We start from the raw sequence: 19,503 nt of genomic DNA on the forward strand, positions 1-19,503 counted from the left end.
GGCGGGCGGGACCCGTGGCGGGGCCGCCGCCGCGGCGGGACCGGTGTGGCCCGACGGGGCCCCCGGGCCCGGGATGGTCGAGGCGCTGCAGGCCCTGCTCGGGCAGGAGCACCGGGCCGGGTGGTCGTACGCGGTGGTGCAGGCGTGGGCCGGTGACCGGGAGGACGACGCGGGCGCTGCCCGGGCCGCCGCAACCCGCCGGTCGGAGCGCCTCGCGGCGGTGCTCGAGCAGCTGGGCGTGCAGCCGGTCGGCCCGGCGGCGACCTACCCGACCGACGACGCGGGCAGCCCGGTCGACGGGCCGGTGACCGCGGCCGCGCTCGCCCTGCGGCTGGACGATGCCGTCGCGACCGCCGCTGCCGGGGTGCTCGCCGTGGCGGTCGGCGTCCCGCCGTCGGACGCATGGGGGGCCTGGGTGCGGGCCGCCGTGCACGGGCTCGCCGACGCCGAGCGGTCCCGGTGGTCGTGGGGCGGAGCGCCGGCCCCGCTGCCGGGCGGCTAGGGCCCCGGCCGCTGCCGGGCTGCCAGGACCCGGCGCGTCAGGCGAAGAGGTCCCAGGCCAGCCGCAGCGCGAGCCCGCCGACGACCACGAGGAAGACGACCCGGACGAACGCCGACCCCCGGGCGATCGCGGTGCGGGCGCCGAGCCAGCCGCCGAGCAGGTTGAGGGCGCCCATCATGAGCCCGAGGGTCCACAGCGGGGCGCCCTGCAGCGTGAACACCGCGAGCGCGGCGAGGTTGGTGACCGCGTTGGCGATGCGCGCGAGGCCGGTCGCGGTGAGGAACTGGTAGCCGGCGAGGCCGACCAGGGCGAACACGAACAGGGTCCCGGTCCCCGGTCCGAAGACGCCGTCCCAGATCCCCACGCCGACGCCGGTCCCGGCCAGCAGGGCCCCGAAGGAGACGTCGCGCACCCGGTGCCGCTCGAGCAGGCCCATCTGCGGCTTCGCCACCGTGACGACGCCGATGAGGACGACGAGCACGAGCACGAGCGGCGTGAACAGCCCGGGCGGGACGAACGAGGCGAGCGCGGCACCCAGGGCCGACCCCGCCCCGGCGGACAGCACGAGCACCCCGGTCGCCCGCGGCCGGCGCGGCAGCTTCCGGGCGTAGGTGACCGCCGCGATCGACGTCCCCCACACCCCGGACAGCTTGTTCGTGGCCAGCACCTGGACGGGCGTCGCGGCGGGCAGGGCGAGCAGCAGGGCGGGCAGCTGCACGAGACCGCCGCCACCGACGACCGCGTCGACCCAGCCCGCGACCAGCGCCGCGAGCAGGAGCAGCGCGAGCGCCTGCCACGACACGTCGGGCATGCCGGGGAGGCCGGCGAGCACGCCGGCCGGGTGAGCGGCGGTCACCGCCGGGTGCCGGTCACGCCACGCCGAGGCGGGCGGGCAGGTCGTCGAGGGCGACGTCCTCGCGCTCGCCCGTCCGGCGGTCCTTGACCTCCACGAAGCCCTCGGCGAAGCGCTTGCCCGCGACGACGATCGTGGGGATGCCGACGAGCTCGGCGTCCTTGAACTTCACCCCGACGCTGGCCTTGCGGTCGTCGAGGACGACGTCGAGCCCGGCGGCATCCAGCCGGGCCGCGAGCGCCTCCGCCCCGGCGGCCACGTCGGCGTCCTTGCCCGCGACGACGAGGTGCACGTCGGCGGGGCTGATCTCGGCCGGCCAGACCAGCCCGGCGTCGTCGTGCCCGGACTCGGCGATGGCGGCGACCGCGCGGCTGACGCCGACGCCGTAGGAGCCCATCGTCACCACGACCTGCTTGCCGTCCTGGTCGAGCACCTTGAGGTCGAGGGCCTCGGCGTACTTGCGGCCGAGCTGGAAGACGTGGCCCATCTCGATGCCGCGGGCGGACTCCAGCGTGCCTGCCTCGCAGACCGGGCACGGGTCACCGTCGCGGACCTCGGCGGCCTCGACGGTCCCGTCGCTGCCGTCGGTCCCCGCGGCGGGGAAGTCGCGGCCGGCGACCAGGTCGAACACGTGGTGCCCGCGGCGGTCCGCGCCGGTGAGCCACGCGCTCCCCACGACGACGCGGGGGTCGAGCAGGTACCGGATGCCGGTGCTGCCAGCGCTGCCCAGCGCGCCGGGGCCGATGTAGCCCTTGGCCAGGCCCGGGTGCGCGGCGAAGTCGGCCTCGGTGAACGCCTCGACCTCGGCCGGCTCCACGGCAGCCTGCAGCCGCTTGGCGTCGACCTCGCGGTCCCCGGGCACGCCGACGGCCAGCGGCTCGCGGGTCCCGTCCGGGTGGCGGAGCACGACGAGGACGTTCTTCAGGGTGTCGGAGGCCTGCCACGGCCGGTCCTCGCGGGGGAACGCGGCGTTCGCGTGGTCCACCAGGCTCTGGATGGTCGGGGTGTCCGGGGTGTCCTCGACGTGGGCCGCGGGCAGCCCGTCGAGCGCGACCGCGGCGGGCGGGCGCGTGGTGACGGCCTCGACGTTGGCGGCGTAGTCGCAGGAGGTGCAGCGGACATAGGTGTCCTCGCCGGCCGGGCTGGGGTGCAGGAACTCCTCGCTGGCCGAGCCGCCCATGGCACCGGACACGGCGGCGACGACCACGACGTCGAGGCCGAGCCGCTCGAACAGGCGCAGGTAGGCCGCGCGGTGCTGCTGGTAGCTCTGCTCCAGGCCCGCGTCGTCGACGTCGAAGGAGTAGCTGTCCTTCATGACGAACTCGCGCCCGCGCAGCAGACCGGCGCGGGGGCGGGCCTCGTCGCGGTACTTGGTCTGGATCTGGAACAGCGACAGGGGCAGGTCCTTGTAGCTGGAGTACAGGTCCTTCACCAGGAGCGTGAACATCTCCTCGTGCGTGGGCGCCAGCAGGTAGTCCTGGCGCTTGCGGTCCTGCAGCCGGAAGACGTTGTCGCCGTACTCGGCCCAGCGGCCGGTCGCCTCGTAGGGCTCGCGCGGGACCAGCGCGGGGAAGTGGACCTCCTGCGCGCCGATCCGCTCCATCTCCTCGCGCACGACCTGCTCGACCTTGCGCAGCACCCGGTAGCCCAGCGGCAGCCACGAGTAGACCCCCGGCGCGGCCCGCCGGACGTACCCCGCCCGGACGAGCAGCCGGTGGCTGGCCACCTCCGCGTCGGCCGGGTCGTCGCGCAGGGTGCGCAGGAACAGGGAGGACATCCGCATGAGCACGCCGCGAGGGTACCGGCGGGGGCCCGGGGGCCCTGTCGTGGTTTACGGGCGGCGCGCTGCGCCCGCGGCCTCGACCTAGGCCGGGTCACGTGCCTCATGCGGGCACAACGGCGGACCGGATGGTCGACATGCCGCCCCGCGCCGCGTGTCGCGGGCGTTCACCTCATCCGGTCCGCGGCTGCGCCCGCCTCGCCGACCACTGTGGGCCCTGGGCTCGACCGGCCGGCACCGCCGACGGTCCTGGGTGGCCCCGCCCCCGCGCGCCTGTCTCCCACCGCCCCTCGAGGCACGGCGGCCCAGCTCTGTGGAGGACGCCCGCGAGGCCGTCGGAACCCACCCATGCTCCGGGGGTGGCCGGTGCGGGTGACGTCGTCGCGGCGCTGGCCGCGTCGGGCGGCCGGTCGACCTACCGGCGGCTGGTCGCCGCCACCAGCAGACGGGACGTCCGCGCGGCGGTAAGGGCGCGTGCCGTCGAACCGGTGGGGCGCGGCCGCTACGTCCTGCCCGGTGCAGACACCGAGATCGCGCTGGCCCTCGGCAACGGTGGCGCGGTGTCCTACCTGACCGCTGCCCGGGTCCACGGCTGGGGGGTCGTGCGACGGCCATCGGTCCCCCACGTCACCGTCGCACAGCACGGGCACGGCCGGACCAGCCCGCGCGCCGTGCTCCACTTCGCCGACCTCACCGACGCCGAGCGGGACAGCGGGGTGACCTCCCCGGTGAGGACCGTCCTGGACTGCGCCCGGTCGCTCCCGTTCCACGAGGGGCTTGCCGTCGCCGACTCTGCGCTGCGGTCGGGGGCCGTCCTGCGGGAGGAGATCGTCGACGCGGCGGCCGCCTACCGGGGTGCGGGAGCGCGCCGGGCACGCGCGGTGTGCCACGCCGCGGACGAGCGGGCGGCGAACGCCTTCGAGTCCGCCCTTCGCGGTCACCTGCTCGTCGCGGGGGTGACCGGCTTCGTGCCGCAGCAGACCATCACCGGGCCCGGGCTGCTCATGGTGGTCGACCTCGCGGACGTGGACCGGCGGGTGGCGCTGGAGGCCGACGGCTACGGGGTGCACGGCACGAGGCGGGCCTTCGCCGTCGACCTGGCGCGCCACGACGAGCTCCAGGCCCTCGGCTGGGTGACCCGGCGGTTCGCCTTCGAGCACGTGATGGGTCGGCCCGGCTGGGTGGTCGACCAGGTCCGGACGGCGCTCGCCCAGCGGGTGGTGGTCGGTCCGCCGCCGACCGGCTGGGCACAGCTGCGGACCGGATGAGACGACGGCTGTGCGGACCCTGTGCTGGCGGCTCTCTGAGGACCTGCGGCACATCGGGTCCGCGTTCGTGCCCACCGACCCCCGCCGGCCCCGCTTGAGCACCGAGGCACCCGAGCGGTCCAGCGGTCCAGCGGTCCAGCGGCCCTGCCCCGACCTACAGCAGCACCGTCGCGAAGGCCCCGTGCCGCATGAAGCCGACCTGCTCGTAGACGTGCACCGCGCGGGTGTTGAAATCGTTGACATACAGCGAGCTGCGGGCGCCGAGGTCGCGGTGGACGGCCTCGACCACGGCGGCCACGGCGGGGCCGGCGAGGCCCTCGCCGCGGCGGTGCGGGGCGACCCAGACGCCCTGGACCTGGGCGACGGCCCCGGTCACGGCGCCCAGCTCGGCCTTGAAGACGACCTCGGGCCGGCCGTCGGGGCCGGGGTCGATGCGGACGAAGGAGCGGCCGAGCCCGACCATCTCCGCGACGCCGGCCCGGTAGCCCGCTCCCCCGTCGACGCCGACGGGCGAGTAGCCGATCTCCTCGGTGAACATGGCGACCGAGGCGGGGAACAGGGTGTCGAGCTCGGCGGGACGGGTGCGGCGGACGCGCGGGTCAGGGGCGACGACCGGGGTGTCGCACACCATGAGCGGCTGGTTGCCCCGGACCTCGCGGGCCGGTCCCCAGGCCGGCTCGATGCCCGCCCACAGCCGGAGCACGTCCTCGCGCGGACCGAACAGCGACGAGCTGCGGCGGGTCGACCGGCGGGCACGGGCGGCGAAGGCGTCGGCGGCCTCGCCCCCGGCCTCGACCGGGACCAGGTTGGCGCCGACCCAGCACAGGGACACCAGGTCGGAGCCCTCGTAGAAGCCCCACACCTCGGCGTGCCCGCTCTCGCCGAGCAGCCCGCCGACCAGCCGGGACGACACGAACGCGTGCGTGACCGGGTCCTGCGCGCACACCGCCACGGCCTCTTCGAGGTCCTTGGCGCCCAGCACCCGGACGGACGGTCGCAGCACCGGCACATCCTCACCTATCGGGCGCCCGGCGGCCCTGCGAGCCCCTCAGGACACGCAGGCACGCAGGGCGACCGCTGCCGCTCCTGAGCGGCCGGGCGTCAGGAGACGCTGACCACCGGCGAGCCCGCGACCGCGGCCTCGGGGTCGACGCCCATCTCCTCGGCCAGGCGCATGGCCTCCTCGATGAGCGTCTCGACGATCTGCGACTCCGGCACGGTCTTGATGACCTCGCCGCGCACGAAGATCTGGCCCTTGCCGTTGCCGGAGGCCACGCCCAGGTCGGCCTCGCGGGCCTCGCCCGGACCGTTGACGACGCAGCCCATGACGGCCACGCGCAGCGGCACGGTCAGGCCCTCGAGCCCGGCGGTGACCTCCTCGGCGAGGGTGTAGACGTCGACCTGCGCGCGCCCGCACGACGGGCACGACACGATCTCCAGCTTGCGGGGGCGCAGGTTGAGCGACTGGAGGATCTGGTTGCCGACCTTGACCTCCTCGACCGGCGGCGCGGACAGGGACACGCGGATCGTGTCGCCGATGCCCTGGCTGAGCAGCGCGCCGAACGCCGTCGCGGACTTGATCGTCCCCTGGAACGCCGGGCCGGCCTCGGTGACCCCGAGGTGCAGCGGCCAGTCGCCCCGCTCGGCGAGCAGCTGGTAGGCGCGCACCATGATCACGGGGTCGTTGTGCTTGACGCTGATCTTGAAGTCGTGGAAGTCGTGCTCCTCGAACAGCGACGCCTCCCACACGGCGGACTCGACGAGCGCCTCGGGCGTGGCCTTGCCGTACTTCTCCATGAGGCGCGGGTCGAGCGAGCCGGCGTTGACGCCGATCCGGATCGAGACGCCGGCGTCCTTGGCCGCCTTCGCGATCTGCCCGACCTGGTCGTCGAACTTGCGGATGTTGCCGGGGTTGACCCGGACGGCCGCGCAGCCGGCGTCGATCGCCGCATAGACGTACTTCGGCTGGAAGTGGATGTCCGCGATGACGGGGATGCCGGACTTCCGGGCGATGATCGGCAGCGCGTCGGCGTCGTCCTGCGAGGGGCAGGCGACGCGGACGATGTCGCAGCCGGACGCGGTCAGCTCGGCGATCTGCTGCAGCGTCGCGTTGATGTCCGTGGTGGGCGTCGTGGTCATGGACTGGACGCTGACCGGGGCGTCGCCGCCGACCGCGACCGAGCCGACCTGGATCTTGCGGGAGCGGCGACGGGGCGCCAGGACCGGGGGCGGTGCTTCGGGCATGCCGAGACTCACAGAGGTCACGCCTCCAGTATCGCCCCGCTCAGCCGACGAGGCGGACCGGGTTCACGAGGTCGGCGTAGATGAGCACCACCGACGTGCCCAGCAGGAGCAGGGCCACCGCGTAGGCCAGGGGCAGCGCCTTGGCGACGTCGACCGGTCCGGGGTCCGGCAGCGAGCGCGCGCGGGCCCAGGCCTTGCGCACGCCCTCGAGCAGCGCCCCCGCGACGTGGCCGCCGTCCAGCGGCAGCAGGGGGATGAGGTTGAAGACGAAGAGGGCGATGTTGAGCCCGGCGACGACCTGGAGGATCGACGCGGCGCGCTCCTCGACGCCGACCAGGCCGCTGGGGTCCTCGAACGAGGCGATCTCGCCGGCGAACCGGCCCACGCCCACCACGCTGATCGGCCCCTCGGGGTCGCGCTCGCCGCCGCCGAAGGCCGCGTCGGCGACGCCGACCATGTACTGGGGCAGCCGGAAGAGCACCCTGGCCGTGCCGACCACCGCGTCGGCGACCTGGCCGGGGACGACCGTGACGGGCTGGCGGACGAGGTCCTGGGTCGGGGAGACGCCGAGGAAGCCGCCCTCGACGGTGGCGTAGCTGCCGTCCTCCTGGACGACCGGCTGGCCGGCGTCGTCGAAGGCGACGATCTGGGTGCGGCTGGGCTCGGCGACCAGCGTCCGCTCCTGCCCCTCGCGCTCGACGACGAGGCGGAGGTCCTGCCCGGCGGCGGCGCGGATGGCGGTCTGGACGTCGGCCCACGAGGTCGCGGGCACGCCGTCGACGGACAGCACCCGGTCGCCGGGGCGGATGCCGGCGGCGGCGGCCGGCGCAGGCTCGTCGTCGGCCGAGCAGCCCGTGCCCGTCGGGGCACCCACCGGGACGATGCACTCCGAGACGGTGCCGATCGTGGTGGTGGTCTGGACGGCGCCGAAGCCGACGGCCACCACGGCGAGCAGCACGGTCGCCAGCACGAGGTTCATCACCGGGCCGCCGAGCATGACGACGAGCTTCTGCCACACCTTGAGGCTGTAGAAGGTGCGGTGCTCGTCGCCGGGGCGCAGCTCCTCCAGCGACTCCGCCCGCGCGGACTCCACGAGCGAGGCGATCGGGTTGCTCGACCCGGCCGACACCATCCCGGCGGGGGTGCCGCGGCGGGGCGGGAACATGCCGATCATCCGGATGTAGCCGCCGAGGGGGACCGCCTTGACGCCGTACTCCGTCTCGCCGCGCCGCCGCGACCACACGGTCGGGCCGAAGCCGACCATGTACTGGGTGACGCGGACGCCGAACCGCTTGGCGGGCAGCAGGTGGCCCACCTCGTGCAGCGCGATGGAGACGGCGACGCCGACCACGACGGCCAGGACGCCCACCACGTACAGCACCATGGACATGTCGTCCTCCATCGGTCACCCTGATCAGCCCGAGCCCGGGGCGTGCCGGGCGGTCCCCCGCCGTCGGCCCGCCCGGTGTCAGCGCCCCAGTGTCGCAGCAGCCCGCTCGCGCGCCCAGGCGTCCGCGGCCATGACGTCCTCCACGTCGCGAGGGGCGCCCAGGCCCGCGTCGCGGGCCTGCGAGAGGACATCGGCCACCGTGTCGACGACCTGGAGGAACCGGAGGTTCCCGTCGAGGAAGGCCGCGACGCACACCTCGTTGGCGGCGTTGAGGACCGCGGGCATGACGCCCCCGTCCTCCCCTGCCTGACGGGCCAGCGCGAGGGCGGGGAAGGTCACCTCGTCGACCGGCTCGAAGGTCCACGTGGCGGCCTCGGTCCACGAGCACCCGGGCGCGGCGCCGGCGACCCTGCCGGGCCAGGCGAGGCCCAGCGCGATGGGCAGGCGCATGTCGGGCGGGCTCACCTGCGCCAGCGTGGAGCCGTCGACGAACTCGACCATCGAGTGCACGACCGACTGCGGGTGGACGACGACGTCGATCCGGTCGAAGCCGATCCCGAAGAGCAGGTGGGCCTCGATGACCTCCAGGCCCTTGTTGACCAGCGTCGCCGAGTTCGTGGTGACCAGCGGGCCCATCGACCAGGTCGGGTGGGCCAGTGCCTGCTCGGGTCCCACGTCGGCGAGCGAGGCACGGTCGCGGCCCCGAAACGGGCCGCCGGAGGCGGTGAGGACGAGGCGGCGCACCTCCTCCGCCCGGCCGCCGCGCAGGCACTGGGCCAGGGCGGAGTGCTCGGAGTCGACCGGGACGACCTGGTCCGGGGCCGCCCGGCGCGTGACGAGCTCGCCGCCGATGATGAGCGACTCCTTGTTGGCCAGGGCGAGCACGTGGCCGGCGTCCAGGGCCGCGAGCGTCGGGCGGAGCCCCACGGCCCCCGCGAGACCGTTGAGGACGACGTCGGTCGGGGCGGAGGCCAGCTCGGTCGCCGCCGTGGGCCCGGCGAGCACCTCCACGTCCCGCCCGGCCTCGCGCAGCAGGTCGCGCACCCGGACCGCCACCTGCTCGTCGCCCACCGCCACGAGCGGGACGTCGTGCGCGAGCACCTGGCGCACCAGGAGCCCCGGGTCGCCGCCCCGCGCCGCGAGGCCCGTGACGGCGAAGTCGTCGCGGTTGCGGTCGACGACGTCCAGCGCCTGGGTGCCGATGGAGCCGGTCGAGCCGAGCACGGTGACGCGTCGCATGGCGCGGAGTGTGCCAGCCGGCCCGGACAGCACCTGGTGTCATAGACCTTGTCGTAGCCAGACATGACCGCCTACGGTGCGCGTGACAGGGCGACGGTCACCCTGGCCTCAGGAGCCCCCGATGACCCCACGCGCCTCCCGCCCGCTCGCCCTGCTCGCCGCGCTCCTCGTGGCCGGCGGGCTGGCAGGCCCCGCCGCCGCCCGGCCCGCCGACCTCCCGGGGGTGGCCCACGGCCGGGGCGCCTCGACGCCGGCCCAGGTGCAGGCCGTGGCCGACTACTGGACGCCGGAGCGGATGCGCGCGGCGCGCTCGGCGGACGTGCTGGCCCCCGTCGTCAGCCCCGGGCAGGCGTCGGCGGCGGACGTCGCGCCCGGCAGCACCAGCCGGGTCGCGGGGCGCCAGCCGCAGGCGAAGCCCAGCAGGCCCGGCGGGGGCGGGGGCAGCACGGGCGCGGTGACCGGGGCGCCGTGGACCGCGGGCACCGCCGTGGTGGGCACGACGGGGAAGGTGTTCTTCACCCTGGGCGGGTCGAACTACGTCTGCTCCGGCTCGGCCGTGACGTCCGGCAACGAGAGCACCGTCCTCACGGCGGGGCACTGCCTGCACGAGGGCCCCGGGGCGTTCGCCACCAACTTCGCGTTCGTGCCCGGCTACGCCGACGGCGCCCGCCCCTACGGCACCTTCGTCGCCACCGACCTGTGGACGACGCAGCAGTGGCAGGCCTCGGGCGACTTCGTCTACGACGTCGGCTTCGCGGAGGTCGCGCCGGTCGGCGGCGCCACGCTCACCGACACCGTCGGCGCGCAGGGCATCGGCTTCGCGGCCTCGCGCACCGACTTCCGGTACGCCTTCGGCTACCCCGCCGCCCGCCCCTACGACGGCAGCGACCTCATCCACTGCGCCGGCACCGTCAGCCGCGACCCGTACGGCCAGGACACCCTCGGCCTGGGCTGCACCATGACCGGCGGCAGCAGCGGCGGCCCGTGGCTCAGCGGTTTCAGCACGACGACGGGGCTCGGCACGCTCACCTCGGTCAACAGCTACAAGTACACCGCCGACGCGAGCCGGATGTACGGCCCGTACCTGGGCGCCGTCGCGGAGCAGCTCTACCGGACCGCCTCGGCCGCCTGAGGCCCCGCGCACGCCACGGCGGGATCCGTGGCCCGAGCCGTTCCGGGCCGCGGATCCCGCCCGTATGCTCCGGTCATGACGACGGGAACCGTTGGGACCAGCCGTGACGGACAGCGCCTCGCGGACCACGACGGGGGCCACGACGCGGGCCACGACGCGGGCCACGGCGGCCCGGGCCGGGCGCCCACCGTCGCCGGCGTCGAGCAGGTCCGGCGCCTGGTCACCGAGGTCCCCGGCCCGGTGTCGCGGCGGCTGCGCGAGCGGCGCGACGCCGTCCTGCCGACGGGCGTGGGCCTCACCCTCCCGGCGTTCGTCGCCCGGGCGGGCGGCAGCGTGCTCGTCGACGTCGACGGCAACCAGCTGCTCGACCTCGGCGCGGGGATCGCCGTGGTCAACGCCGGCCACGCCCACCCGCGGGTGGTGGAGGCGGTGCAGGCGCAGGCGGCGTCGTTCCTGCACACCTGCTTCATGGTCACCCCGTACGAGGCCTACGTCGCCGTCGCCGAGCGGCTCGGGGAGCTCGCGCCCGTCGACGGGCCGACGAAGACGGTGCTGCTGAACTCCGGCGCCGAGGCCGTGGAGAACGCGGTCAAGGTCGCCCGCCACGCCACCGGCCGCGACGCCGTCGTCGTGTTCGACCACGCGTACCACGGCCGCACCAACCTCACGATGGCCATGACCGCCAAGGCCATGCCCTACAAGCGCGGCTTCGGCCCGTTCGCCGGCGAGGTGTACCGCGTCCCGATGTCGTACCCGTTCCGCGACCCCGAGGGGATGACGGGCGAGCAGGCGGCCGAGCGCGCGGTCCGCAGCATCACCACCCAGGTGGGGGCCGACCAGGTCGCGTGCGTCGTCATCGAGCCCGTCCAGGGCGAGGGCGGGTTCGTCGAGCCGGCGCCGGGGTTCCTGCCCGCGCTGGCGGCGTGGTGCCGGGACAACGGCGTCCTCTTCGTCGCCGACGAGATCCAGACCGGCTTCGGCCGCACCGGCGACGTCTTCGCGCTCGACCACGAGGGCGTGCGCGCCGACCTGGTCACCGTCGCCAAGGGGCTCGCCGACGGCATGCCGCTGGCAGGCGTCGTCGGACGGGCCGGGCTCATGGACGCGGTGCACCCCGGCGGGCTGGGCGGCACCTACGGCGGCAACCCCGTCGCGTGCGCCGCCGCCCTGGCCGCGATGGACGTGCTCGTGGACGAGGACCTCGCCGGGCGCGCCCGCTGGGTCGGCTCCGTCGCCCGCCCCGTGCTGGAGCGCGCGCAGGCCGAGCACCCGAGCATCGGCGAGGTCCGCGGCCGCGGCGCCATGCTCGCGCTGGAGTTCGTCCGGCCGGGCACCACCGAGCCGGACGCCGCCGAGGCGGCCCGGGTCGCGGCGGCGTGCCACGCCGCCGGGGTCGTCGTCCTCACGTGCGGCACGTACGGCAACGTCATCCGGCTCCTGCCGCCGCTGGTCATCACCGAGGACCTGCTGCGCGACGGGCTCGACGTCCTCGTCGGCGCGCTCGGCGGCGCGGCGTGACCGCCACGGCCCCCGCCGGGACTGCCGGTCTGGCCGGCGGGGTCGACCCGGCCCGCATCGCCGCGCTGCACGAGGCCGCGGTCCGGACCTTCGAGGCCCAGCGGCCCAGGTCGCGCGAGCTGCACGAGCGGGCCCGGGCGTCCATGCCCGGCGGCGTGCCGATGTCGTGGATGGTCAAGTGGCCCGGCCCGTGGCCCACGTTCGTCGACCGCGCCCAGGGGGCGCACTTCACCTGCGTGGACGGCATCGACCACGTCGACCTGTGCCTGGGCGACACCGGCGCCATGACGGGCCACTCCCCCGCCGCCACCGTGCGCGCGGTCACCGAGCAGCTCGGCAGGGGCATCACGACCATGCTCCCCGGCGAGGACGCCGCCGTCGCCGCCGAGGACCTGGCGTCGCGGTTCGGGCTGCCGCAGTGGCAGTTCACGCTGACCGCCACCGACGCCAACCGTCACCTGCTGCGCTACGCGCGCCACGTCACCGGCCGGCCGAAGGTCGCGGTCGTCGACTGGTGCTACCACGGCAGCGTCGACGAGTCCTTCGCGACGCTGGACGCCGACGGCCGCGTGGTCGCCCGCCGCGGCAACATCGGCCCGCCCGTGCCGCTCGCCGAGACCACCGCCGTGCTGCCCTTCAACGACGTCGAGGCGCTCGAGGCCGCGCTGGGCACCGGGGAGGTCGCGTGCGTCCTGCTCGAGCCGGCGATGACGAACATCGGCATCGTCCTGCCCGACGACGGCTACCTGGCGGCGGTCCGCGACGCCTGCGACCGCACCGGCACGCTGATGGTCGTCGACGAGACCCACACCCTGTGCGCCGGGCCCGGCGGCTGCACGCGGGCCTGGGACCTGCGGCCCGACGCGGTCGTCGTCGGCAAGACCATCGGCGGCGGCGTGCCCGCGGCGGCGTTCGGCATGACGGCCGACCTGACCGCGCGCGTGCAGCGCTCGGTCGAGCTGGAGGACATCGACGTCGGCGGGGTCGGGGGGACGCTGGCGGGCAACGCCCTGTCCATGGCGGCGGTGCGCGCGACGCTCACCGAGGTCCTCACGCCGGCGGCGTTCGAGACCATGACGGCGCAGGCGGTCCGGTGGACCGAGGGCGTGCAGGCCGGGATCGACGCCGCCGGCCTGCCGTGGCAGGTGACGCGGCTGGGCTGCCGGGCGGAGTACACGTTCCGTCCCGAGGCCCCGCACGACGGCGCTCAGGCTGCCGCGGCCGACGACTTCGCCCTGCAGCAGCTCGTCCACCTGCAGGCGCTCGTCGACGGGATCCTGCTCACGCCGTTCCACAACATGGCGCTCATGAGCCCGGTGACGACGGCCGAGGACGTCGACCGGCACACCGCGTCGTTCGGGGCGCTCACGCAGGCGCTCGTCGGCTGAGCACGCAGGCCCCCGGCCTGCGCCGTCTGTGACCCCGCGGACAGGCTCCGGGCGCCGTCCGGGTGCCTCCGGGCCCCGGGGCCCCTCCCGCCCGGCCGCAGGAGGACCCTGGACCCATGACGTCGCCCGGTGTCCCGGCCGCCCCGCCCGCCTGGAGACCACCGCCGCCCCCGGCGCTGACGGGCCGGGTCGTGGTGCGGACCCCGGCGGAGGGCGGCCTGGTCGGGGTCCTGCTCGGCGTCGGTCTCGGGGGGCTCTTCGGCGTCGTCATGGCGCTGGCGGCGACCATGACCAGCGTCGGCGCCGGGGAGAGGGACGACGCCGTCGCCACGCTGGTGCTGTTCCTCATGGTGTCGACCGGAGTCGGTGCGGTGGTGGGCGGCGTCATCGGGCTCACGTGCGGCGTGGTGGCCGTGCTCGCGGTGGGGCTGGCCTGCCTCGTCACCCGGGCCGCCGGTCGGCGCCTGTCGCGGGGCGCGGGGACCCTGGTCGTCCCGGCGTCGGTGCTCGCGGCGCCGTGGCTGGTGACCGGCGCCATAGCACTGGGCACGGACGGGCTGGGCGATGGTCTCCAGGCCTTCGTCCTGATCGGGACCCCGGCCCTGGTCGCCGAGGCCGGGGTCGCCACCTGGCGGTACCGCGTGCTGACCCGGCCCCGGGACGTCTCCCACACCTGGGGCACCCCCCACGTGCCCGAGCCCGGGCAGTCCTGACCTCAGGCCGTCGGCGTGCGCTCCTGGATGCCCCACGGCGAGCCGTACCCGTCGCGCAGCAGGTCGAGGAACGGCACCGCGTCGAAGGCCTCCGGACCGAGCACCCCGGCGCCGGACCAGACGCCCGTGGCGAGCAGCTCGAGCGCGACGGCCGGGTTGACGGCGGTCTGCCACACCACGCACTGGGCGCCGTACTCCGCCATCGACCAGTCGTTGTCGACCACGTGGTACAGGTACACCTCGCGCGGCGCGCCGTCCGTCCCGGTGCCGGTGACCCACAGGCCCGCGCAGGTCGCGCCGTGCATACGGTCGCCGAGCGTCGCGGGGTCGGGCAGGCAGGCGGCGACGACGTCGCGCGGCGAGACCTGGACGCGCCCGCCCGCCGAGGGCACGGAGACCGGCGTCGTGGAGTCCAGGCCCAGGGTGTGCAGCGTCCGCAGCACGTCGACGAACTCCTGGCCCAGGCCGTACTTGAACGTCACGCGCTCGGCGTCCAGCCAGCGCGGGATGAGGAGGACCTCCTCGTGCTCGACGTTGACGCACTCCACCGGGCCGATCCCGCCGGGGAAGTCGAAGACCTCGGGCTCGCTGAAGGGCGGGGTGGTGAACCAGCCGCGCTCCTTCTCCCACACCACCGGCGGGTTGAGGCACTCCTCGATCGTCGTCCAGATGGAGAACGACGGCGCGAAGTCGTAGCCGTCGACGGTGAGGTTGGAGCCGTCGCGGGTGCCCAGCTCGACCACGTGCGAGAACAGGTGGTCGACGGCGTAGCGGGCGAAGACGTCGGACAGCCCGGGCTCGACGCCGATGCCGACGAGCGCCAGACGCCCCTCGGCCTCCCACGCCGCGGCCGCGGCGAACTGCTCGTCACCGAGCTTGACGCCGGTCAGCGCGTGCGGCTGCTCCGGGTGCGGCGTCGACAGCGACATCGCCATGTCGAGGTAGTCCGCCCCCGCGGCGCGGGCACCGGCGAAGACGCCCATGACGAAGCGCGGGTCGACGGCGTTGAGGACGTGCGTGGCGCCGTGCTCCCGGGCCACCGCCTCGACGCTGGCCGGGTCGGAGGCGTCCACGCGGGCCGCGACGAAGCGGTCGTCACCGGGGTGGCGCTCCTGCACCGCCGCCACGGTGCGGTGCGCGCGGTCCACGTCGTGGTCGGCGACCACGAGCAGGTCGAAGAAGCCGCGGCGGGCGACGATCCGCGCGAAGGCGTCGCCGACGCCGCCGGAGCCGATGAGGAGGATGCGCACGGGAGCTCCGTCTGTGGAGGGCGGGGGGTGCGGGCAGGCCGTGCGGGCTCAGGCGGCGGTGCGGCGCACCGCGACCAGCCGCCCGACGACGACCACGAGCAGGGACAGGACGAACATCGCCGACCCGATGACGTAGGCCTGCGCCGGGATGCCGCGGGCGGCGGCGACGTAGACGAACTTGGGGAAGGTGTCGGTGTTGCCCGAGTTGAAGTTCGTGATGATGAAGTCGTCGAAGCTCAGCGAGAACGACAGCAGCGCGGCCGCGGCGATGCCGGGCAGCAGCAGCGGCAGCGTCACCCGCCAGAAGGTCTGCAGCCCCGAGGAGTAGAGATCGGCCGCGGCCTCCTCCAGCCGGGGGTCGAGCGTCGCCACGCGCGCCTTGACCGTCACCACGACGAAGCTGATGGTGAACATGGTGTGCGCGAGCACGATCGTCCAGAACCCGAGCCCGACGCCGGCGTTGAGGAACTGCGCGAGCAGCGAGGCCCCGAGCACGACCTCGGGGGTCGCCATCGGCAGGAAGATCAGCACGTTGAGCACCCCGCGCGCGCGGAACCGCGCCCGCACCAGGGCGTAGGCGAGCAGCGTCCCCATGAGGGTGGCCAGGACCGTGGCGATGAGCCCGATCTGGACGCTGTTGGCCAGCGCCTGGCACACCCCCGGCGCGCCGCAGGGGTTCGCCCAGTTGTCCAGGGTGAAGCCGCGCCACACGAGGTTGGACCGGCCGCCGTCGTTGAAGGAGAACGCGACGACGTAGCCGATGGGGACGAAGAGGTACCCGAAGGCGAGCACCGCGAAGAGGACGAGCAGGGTGTCGCCGGGGTTGCGGCGCACCGCCGTGGCCAGCCGGCTCATACGAGCTCGTCCGTCCCCGAGCGGCGGACGTAGACGTAGACCAGCGCGAGGATCGTCGCCATGAGGATGAACGACAGCGCCGCGGCCGTCGGGTAGTCGACCACCCGGAAGAAGCGCGACTCGATGACGTTGCCGACCATCTGCGTGCGCGAGGTCCCGAGCAGGGCCGCGTTGACGTAGTCGCCCGAGGCGGGGATGAAGGTGAGCAGCGTCCCGGCCACCACGCCCGGCAGCGACAGCGGCCACGTGATGGTGCGGAACGTCGTCCACGGCCCGGCGTACAGGTCCTGGCCGGCCTCGACGTAGCGCAGGTCGAGCCGCTCGAGCGAGGCGTAGATCGGCAGCGTCATGAACGGGACGAAGTTGTACGTCAGGCCCATGACCACCGCGAACGACGTCGCGGTGAGCCGGCCGTCGCCGGGCAGCAGCGACACCGCCTGCAGGGTGCGGACGACGACGCCCTCGTCGGCGAGGATCTGCCGCCAGGCGATGGTCCGCAGGATGAAGCTGGTGAAGAACGGCGCGATGACGAGGACGAGAAGCAGCGCCTGCACCGTGGGGAACCGGCGGGCCTTGACCGCGACCACGTAGGCCAGCGGGTAGCCGATCGCCAGGGCCAGCACGGTGGCGACGAGGCCGTAGCCGAACGAGCGGAGGAACGTCGGCCAGTACCGGGCGAGCGCCTCGGTGTAGTTGGCCACCCGGAACGCCGGCTGGAACTGCCCGATGTCGCCGCCGGGCACGGGGACCATGAGCGAGGTCGAGAACAGCAGCGCGATCGGCAGGGCGAAGAACACCGCGAGCCAGACGACCCCGGGCACCGCGAGCAGCCACCCCGTGGCGCGGCGGGCGCGGCCGGCGGGCACGGGCGCAGGGGCGGGAGCGACGGCGGGGGCCGGCGCCTGGGCCAGGGTCGCCACGCCTCAGGCCCCGTCCTCGTCCGGCAGGACCGGCACCACGTGGCCGGGCAGCAGGAAGCCGTGCTCGACCGCCCAGCACAGGTGCACGTCGTCCCCTACGGCCGGGTCGGGCCCGGTGCCGAGGTTCTGGGCGAACACCGACAGCCGCCCCGCGCCCGGCAGGTCGACGAGGTACTGCGTGCTCACACCGGTGTAGGACCGGTCGACGACGCGCGCCGGCCCGAGCACGTCGGCACCGGTCGTCGAGGCACCCCCGGCCGGCACGAACGACACCTTCTCCGGTCGTACCCCGAGCAGCACCTCGGCGCCGGGGGCGAGGTCCGCGGGCGAGCGGTGGCGGGCGACGACGAGCGGCGTGCCGTCGTGGCCGCCGGCGTCGGCGCGCACCTGCACCCGGTCGGCGCCCACGGACGTCACGGTGGCGGGCACGAGGTTGCACTGGCCCAGGAAGGAGGCCGTGAACGCGGTGGCGGGCTGGTCGTACAGGTCCTCGGGGCGGCCGAGCTGCTCGATGCGCCCGGCGTTCATCACCGCGACGGTGTCGGCCATGGTCATGGCCTCCTCCTGGTCGTGGGTGACGTGGATGAAGGTGATGCCGACCTCGGTCTGGATGCGCTTGAGCTCGACCTGCATCTGCCGCCGGAGCTTGAGGTCCAGCGCGCCGAGCGGCTCGTCGAGCAGCAGCACCTCGGGCCGGTTGACGACCGCGCGGGCGAGGGCGACGCGCTGCTGCATGCCGCCGGACAGCTGGGACGGCTTCTTGGACGCGACCTGGGCGAGCTCGACGAGCTCGAGGGCCTCCATGGCCCGGGCCTTCGCGTCGGGCACCTTGCGCCGGCGCAGGCCGAACATGACGTTGGCCAGGACGTCCAGGTGCGGGAACAGCGCGTAGGACTGGAACACCGTGTTGACCGGGCGCTGGTAGGGCTTGGCGTACGTGACGTCGGAGCCGCCGATGGTGATGGTGCCGGCGGTCGGGTGCTCCAGCCCCGCGACCATCCGCAGCGTCGTCGTCTTGCCGCAGCCGGACGGGCCGAGCAGGGCGAAGAACGAGCCGGCGGGCACGTCGAGGTCGATCCCGTCCACCGCGACCGCCTCGCCGAACTCCTTGCGGACGCCGCGCAGGAGCAGCCCGGAGCCCGAGCCTGCGGCGGACGGGGCGGCCCCAGGGGCCGCGGCGGTGGTCGAGGACCTCGAGGTCGCTGAGGGTGCGGTCGTCACCGACCTATCACCTCCTGGAACTGCGCGGAGAAGTCGCTCTCCTCGGCGGCGGTGAGGCTGCGGGTGACGTAGACGTTGGAGAGGAACTCCTCGGTCGGGAAGATGAACGGGTTCTCGGCGAGCTCGGGGTCGATGGCGACCATCGCCTCCTGCGCTCCCTCGACCGGGCAGACGTAGTTGACCCAGGCGGCCACCTGAGCGGCGACCTCGGGGTCGTAGTAGTAGTTCATGAGCGTCTCGGCGTTGGTCTTCCGGGGGCTGCCGACCGGCACCATCATGTTGTCGGTCCAGAGCATCCCGCCGGCGTCGGGGATCGCGAAGCCCCACCTGTCGCCGTTCTCGAAGTTGATCTGCGTGATGTCCCCGGACCAGCCGACGCAGGCGATCGCGTCCCCGGAGACCAGGTCCTCCTTGTAGGAGTTGCCGACCACCTGGCGGATCTGGCCGCTGGACACCTGCTCCTCCAGCACCTCCAGCGCCGCGCCGAAGTCGTCGGCCGACCAGTCGCCGGACACGTCGACCCCCTGCTCGAGCAGGAGCAGGCCCATGGTGTCGCGCATCTCGTCGAGGACCTCGACCCGGCCCTTGAGCTCGGGGCGCCACAGGTCGCTGACGGACGTGAGCCCGTCGGGCAGCTCGTCCTTGTTCCAGGCGATGCCGGAGAAGCCGGACTGCCAGGGCAGCGAGTGCGCGCGACCCGGGTCGAAGTCGATGTCCTGGAGGTTGGCGAGCATGTTGGTCTTGTTCGGGAGGTTCGCCTCGTCGAGCTCCTGGGTGTAGCCGAGACGGATCATCCGCCCGGCCATCCAGTCGGTGAGGACGACGACGTCCTGGCCGATGTCGTCGCCGTTGGCGAGCTGGCCCTGCACGCGGCCGTAGAAGGAGTCGTTGCTGTCGATGTCCTCGGAGTAGGTGACGGCGATGCCGGTCTGCTCCTGGAACGCCTCGAGGCTGGGGTAGGTCTCGCCGTCCTCGGCCAGGTCGAGGTACAGCGTCCAGTTGGCCCAGTTGAGGGTGGGGTCCTCGGCGGAGACGTCCTGCGCCGGGGAGGGGCGGGCGCCGGCGGAGCCGCCCCCGGACGGGGTGCCGCCGGTGCCGCAGGCGGCGAGCCCGAGACCGAGGCCCGCGGCGGCGCCGCCGCGCAGCACCTGGCGGCGGACGAGCTGCGCCCGGGCGAGCGCCCCCCCCCCCCGGGTGAGGGGGCGGGGGTCAGGCCGGCGGCCACGCACG

At 74.7% G+C, this 19,503-nt stretch carries 17 protein-coding genes; 6 read left to right on the forward strand and 11 right to left on the reverse strand.

What is annotated here, in order from left to right; all coding sequences use genetic code 11:
* A partial coding sequence (locus WCS02_RS07330) for a DUF4439 domain-containing protein (RefSeq protein ID WP_340291510.1) occupies positions 1 to 502 on the forward strand: 502 nt, incomplete at its 5' end.
* 37 nt (positions 503 to 539) lie between these two features.
* On the opposite strand, the gene WCS02_RS07335 is transcribed toward WCS02_RS07330, so the two are convergent.
* Positions 540 to 1,334 (reverse strand): TSUP family transporter, encoded by a 795-nt coding sequence (locus WCS02_RS07335; RefSeq protein ID WP_340291513.1) that lies wholly within the window; start codon positions 1,332 to 1,334, stop codon positions 540 to 542.
* A 37-nt stretch (positions 1,335 to 1,371) separates the two neighbouring features.
* Positions 1,372 to 3,138, reverse strand: a complete 1,767-nt coding sequence (locus WCS02_RS07340) for a proline--tRNA ligase (RefSeq protein WP_340291544.1) — start codon at positions 3,136 to 3,138, stop codon at positions 1,372 to 1,374.
* Positions 3,139 to 3,494: 356 nt separating this feature from the next.
* Here WCS02_RS07340 and WCS02_RS07345 point away from each other — a divergent pair, with 356 nt between their 5' ends.
* The gene (locus WCS02_RS07345) at positions 3,495 to 4,403 is read left to right on the forward strand and encodes a DUF559 domain-containing protein (protein ID WP_340291515.1); all 909 of its coding nucleotides are present in this window, start codon (positions 3,495 to 3,497) and stop codon (positions 4,401 to 4,403) included.
* 154 nt (positions 4,404 to 4,557) lie between these two features.
* On the opposite strand, the gene WCS02_RS07350 is transcribed toward WCS02_RS07345, so the two are convergent.
* From WCS02_RS07350 to dxr, 4 genes are all read right to left on the reverse strand, one after another.
* Entirely contained in the window at positions 4,558 to 5,406 is an 849-nt protein-coding gene (locus WCS02_RS07350) for a GNAT family N-acetyltransferase (RefSeq protein WP_340291517.1), read from the reverse strand.
* Between the two features lie 98 nt (positions 5,407 to 5,504).
* Complete coding sequence (gene ispG, locus WCS02_RS07355) at positions 5,505 to 6,668, reverse strand: flavodoxin-dependent (E)-4-hydroxy-3-methylbut-2-enyl-diphosphate synthase (protein ID WP_340291519.1); 1,164 nt, start codon at positions 6,666 to 6,668, stop codon at positions 5,505 to 5,507.
* Positions 6,669 to 6,687: 19 nt separating this feature from the next.
* Positions 6,688 to 8,049, reverse strand: a complete 1,362-nt coding sequence (locus tag WCS02_RS07360; protein WP_340291522.1) for a M50 family metallopeptidase — start codon at positions 8,047 to 8,049, stop codon at positions 6,688 to 6,690.
* A gap of 66 nt (positions 8,050 to 8,115) precedes the next feature.
* On the reverse strand, positions 8,116 to 9,276 hold the full coding sequence (gene dxr / locus WCS02_RS07365; RefSeq protein ID WP_340291524.1) for a 1-deoxy-D-xylulose-5-phosphate reductoisomerase: 1,161 nt from the start codon (positions 9,274 to 9,276) through the stop codon (positions 8,116 to 8,118).
* A 121-nt stretch (positions 9,277 to 9,397) separates the two neighbouring features.
* Here dxr and WCS02_RS07370 point away from each other — a divergent pair, with 121 nt between their 5' ends.
* The 4 genes from WCS02_RS07370 to WCS02_RS07385 all read left to right on the forward strand — a co-directional run bounded on the left by WCS02_RS07370 (position 9,398) and on the right by WCS02_RS07385 (position 14,027).
* Positions 9,398 to 10,408 (forward strand): trypsin-like serine peptidase, encoded by a 1,011-nt coding sequence (locus tag WCS02_RS07370; protein WP_340291527.1) that lies wholly within the window; start codon positions 9,398 to 9,400, stop codon positions 10,406 to 10,408.
* 75 nt (positions 10,409 to 10,483) lie between these two features.
* The gene (gene gabT / locus WCS02_RS07375) at positions 10,484 to 11,926 is read left to right on the forward strand and encodes a 4-aminobutyrate--2-oxoglutarate transaminase (protein WP_340291529.1); all 1,443 of its coding nucleotides are present in this window, start codon (positions 10,484 to 10,486) and stop codon (positions 11,924 to 11,926) included.
* A complete protein-coding gene (locus WCS02_RS07380) occupies positions 11,923 to 13,314 on the forward strand; it encodes a transaminase (protein ID WP_340291531.1) in 1,392 nt (463 codons plus the stop codon). The genes gabT and WCS02_RS07380 overlap by 4 nt, the downstream gene beginning before the upstream one ends.
* Positions 13,315 to 13,430: 116 nt before the next feature.
* A complete protein-coding gene (locus WCS02_RS07385; protein ID WP_340291533.1) occupies positions 13,431 to 14,027 on the forward strand; it encodes a hypothetical protein in 597 nt (198 codons plus the stop codon).
* 2 nt (positions 14,028 to 14,029) lie between these two features.
* Here WCS02_RS07385 and WCS02_RS07390 read toward each other — a convergent pair whose 3' ends face one another.
* The 5 genes from WCS02_RS07390 to WCS02_RS07410 form a co-directional block, all read right to left on the reverse strand.
* Complete coding sequence (locus WCS02_RS07390; RefSeq protein ID WP_340291535.1) at positions 14,030 to 15,277, reverse strand: saccharopine dehydrogenase family protein; 1,248 nt, start codon at positions 15,275 to 15,277, stop codon at positions 14,030 to 14,032.
* Between the two features lie 48 nt (positions 15,278 to 15,325).
* The gene (locus tag WCS02_RS07395; protein ID WP_340291537.1) at positions 15,326 to 16,132 is read right to left on the reverse strand and encodes an ABC transporter permease; all 807 of its coding nucleotides are present in this window, start codon (positions 16,130 to 16,132) and stop codon (positions 15,326 to 15,328) included.
* Positions 16,129 to 17,052 (reverse strand): ABC transporter permease, encoded by a 924-nt coding sequence (locus WCS02_RS07400; protein WP_340291539.1) that lies wholly within the window; start codon positions 17,050 to 17,052, stop codon positions 16,129 to 16,131. Before WCS02_RS07400 ends, WCS02_RS07395 begins: the two co-directional genes overlap by 4 nt.
* 3 nt (positions 17,053 to 17,055) lie before the next feature.
* On the reverse strand, positions 17,056 to 18,183 hold the full coding sequence (locus WCS02_RS07405) for an ABC transporter ATP-binding protein (RefSeq protein WP_340291547.1): 1,128 nt from the start codon (positions 18,181 to 18,183) through the stop codon (positions 17,056 to 17,058).
* Positions 18,184 to 18,269: 86 nt separating this feature from the next.
* Positions 18,270 to 19,502 (reverse strand): ABC transporter substrate-binding protein, encoded by a 1,233-nt coding sequence (locus tag WCS02_RS07410; RefSeq protein ID WP_340291542.1) that lies wholly within the window; start codon positions 19,500 to 19,502, stop codon positions 18,270 to 18,272.
* Position 19,503 lies beyond the last annotated feature (1 nt).

Origin of the sequence: Aquipuribacter hungaricus (assembly GCF_037860755.1) — a bacterium.
Taxonomy (GTDB): domain Bacteria; phylum Actinomycetota; class Actinomycetes; order Actinomycetales; family JBBAYJ01; genus Aquipuribacter; species Aquipuribacter hungaricus.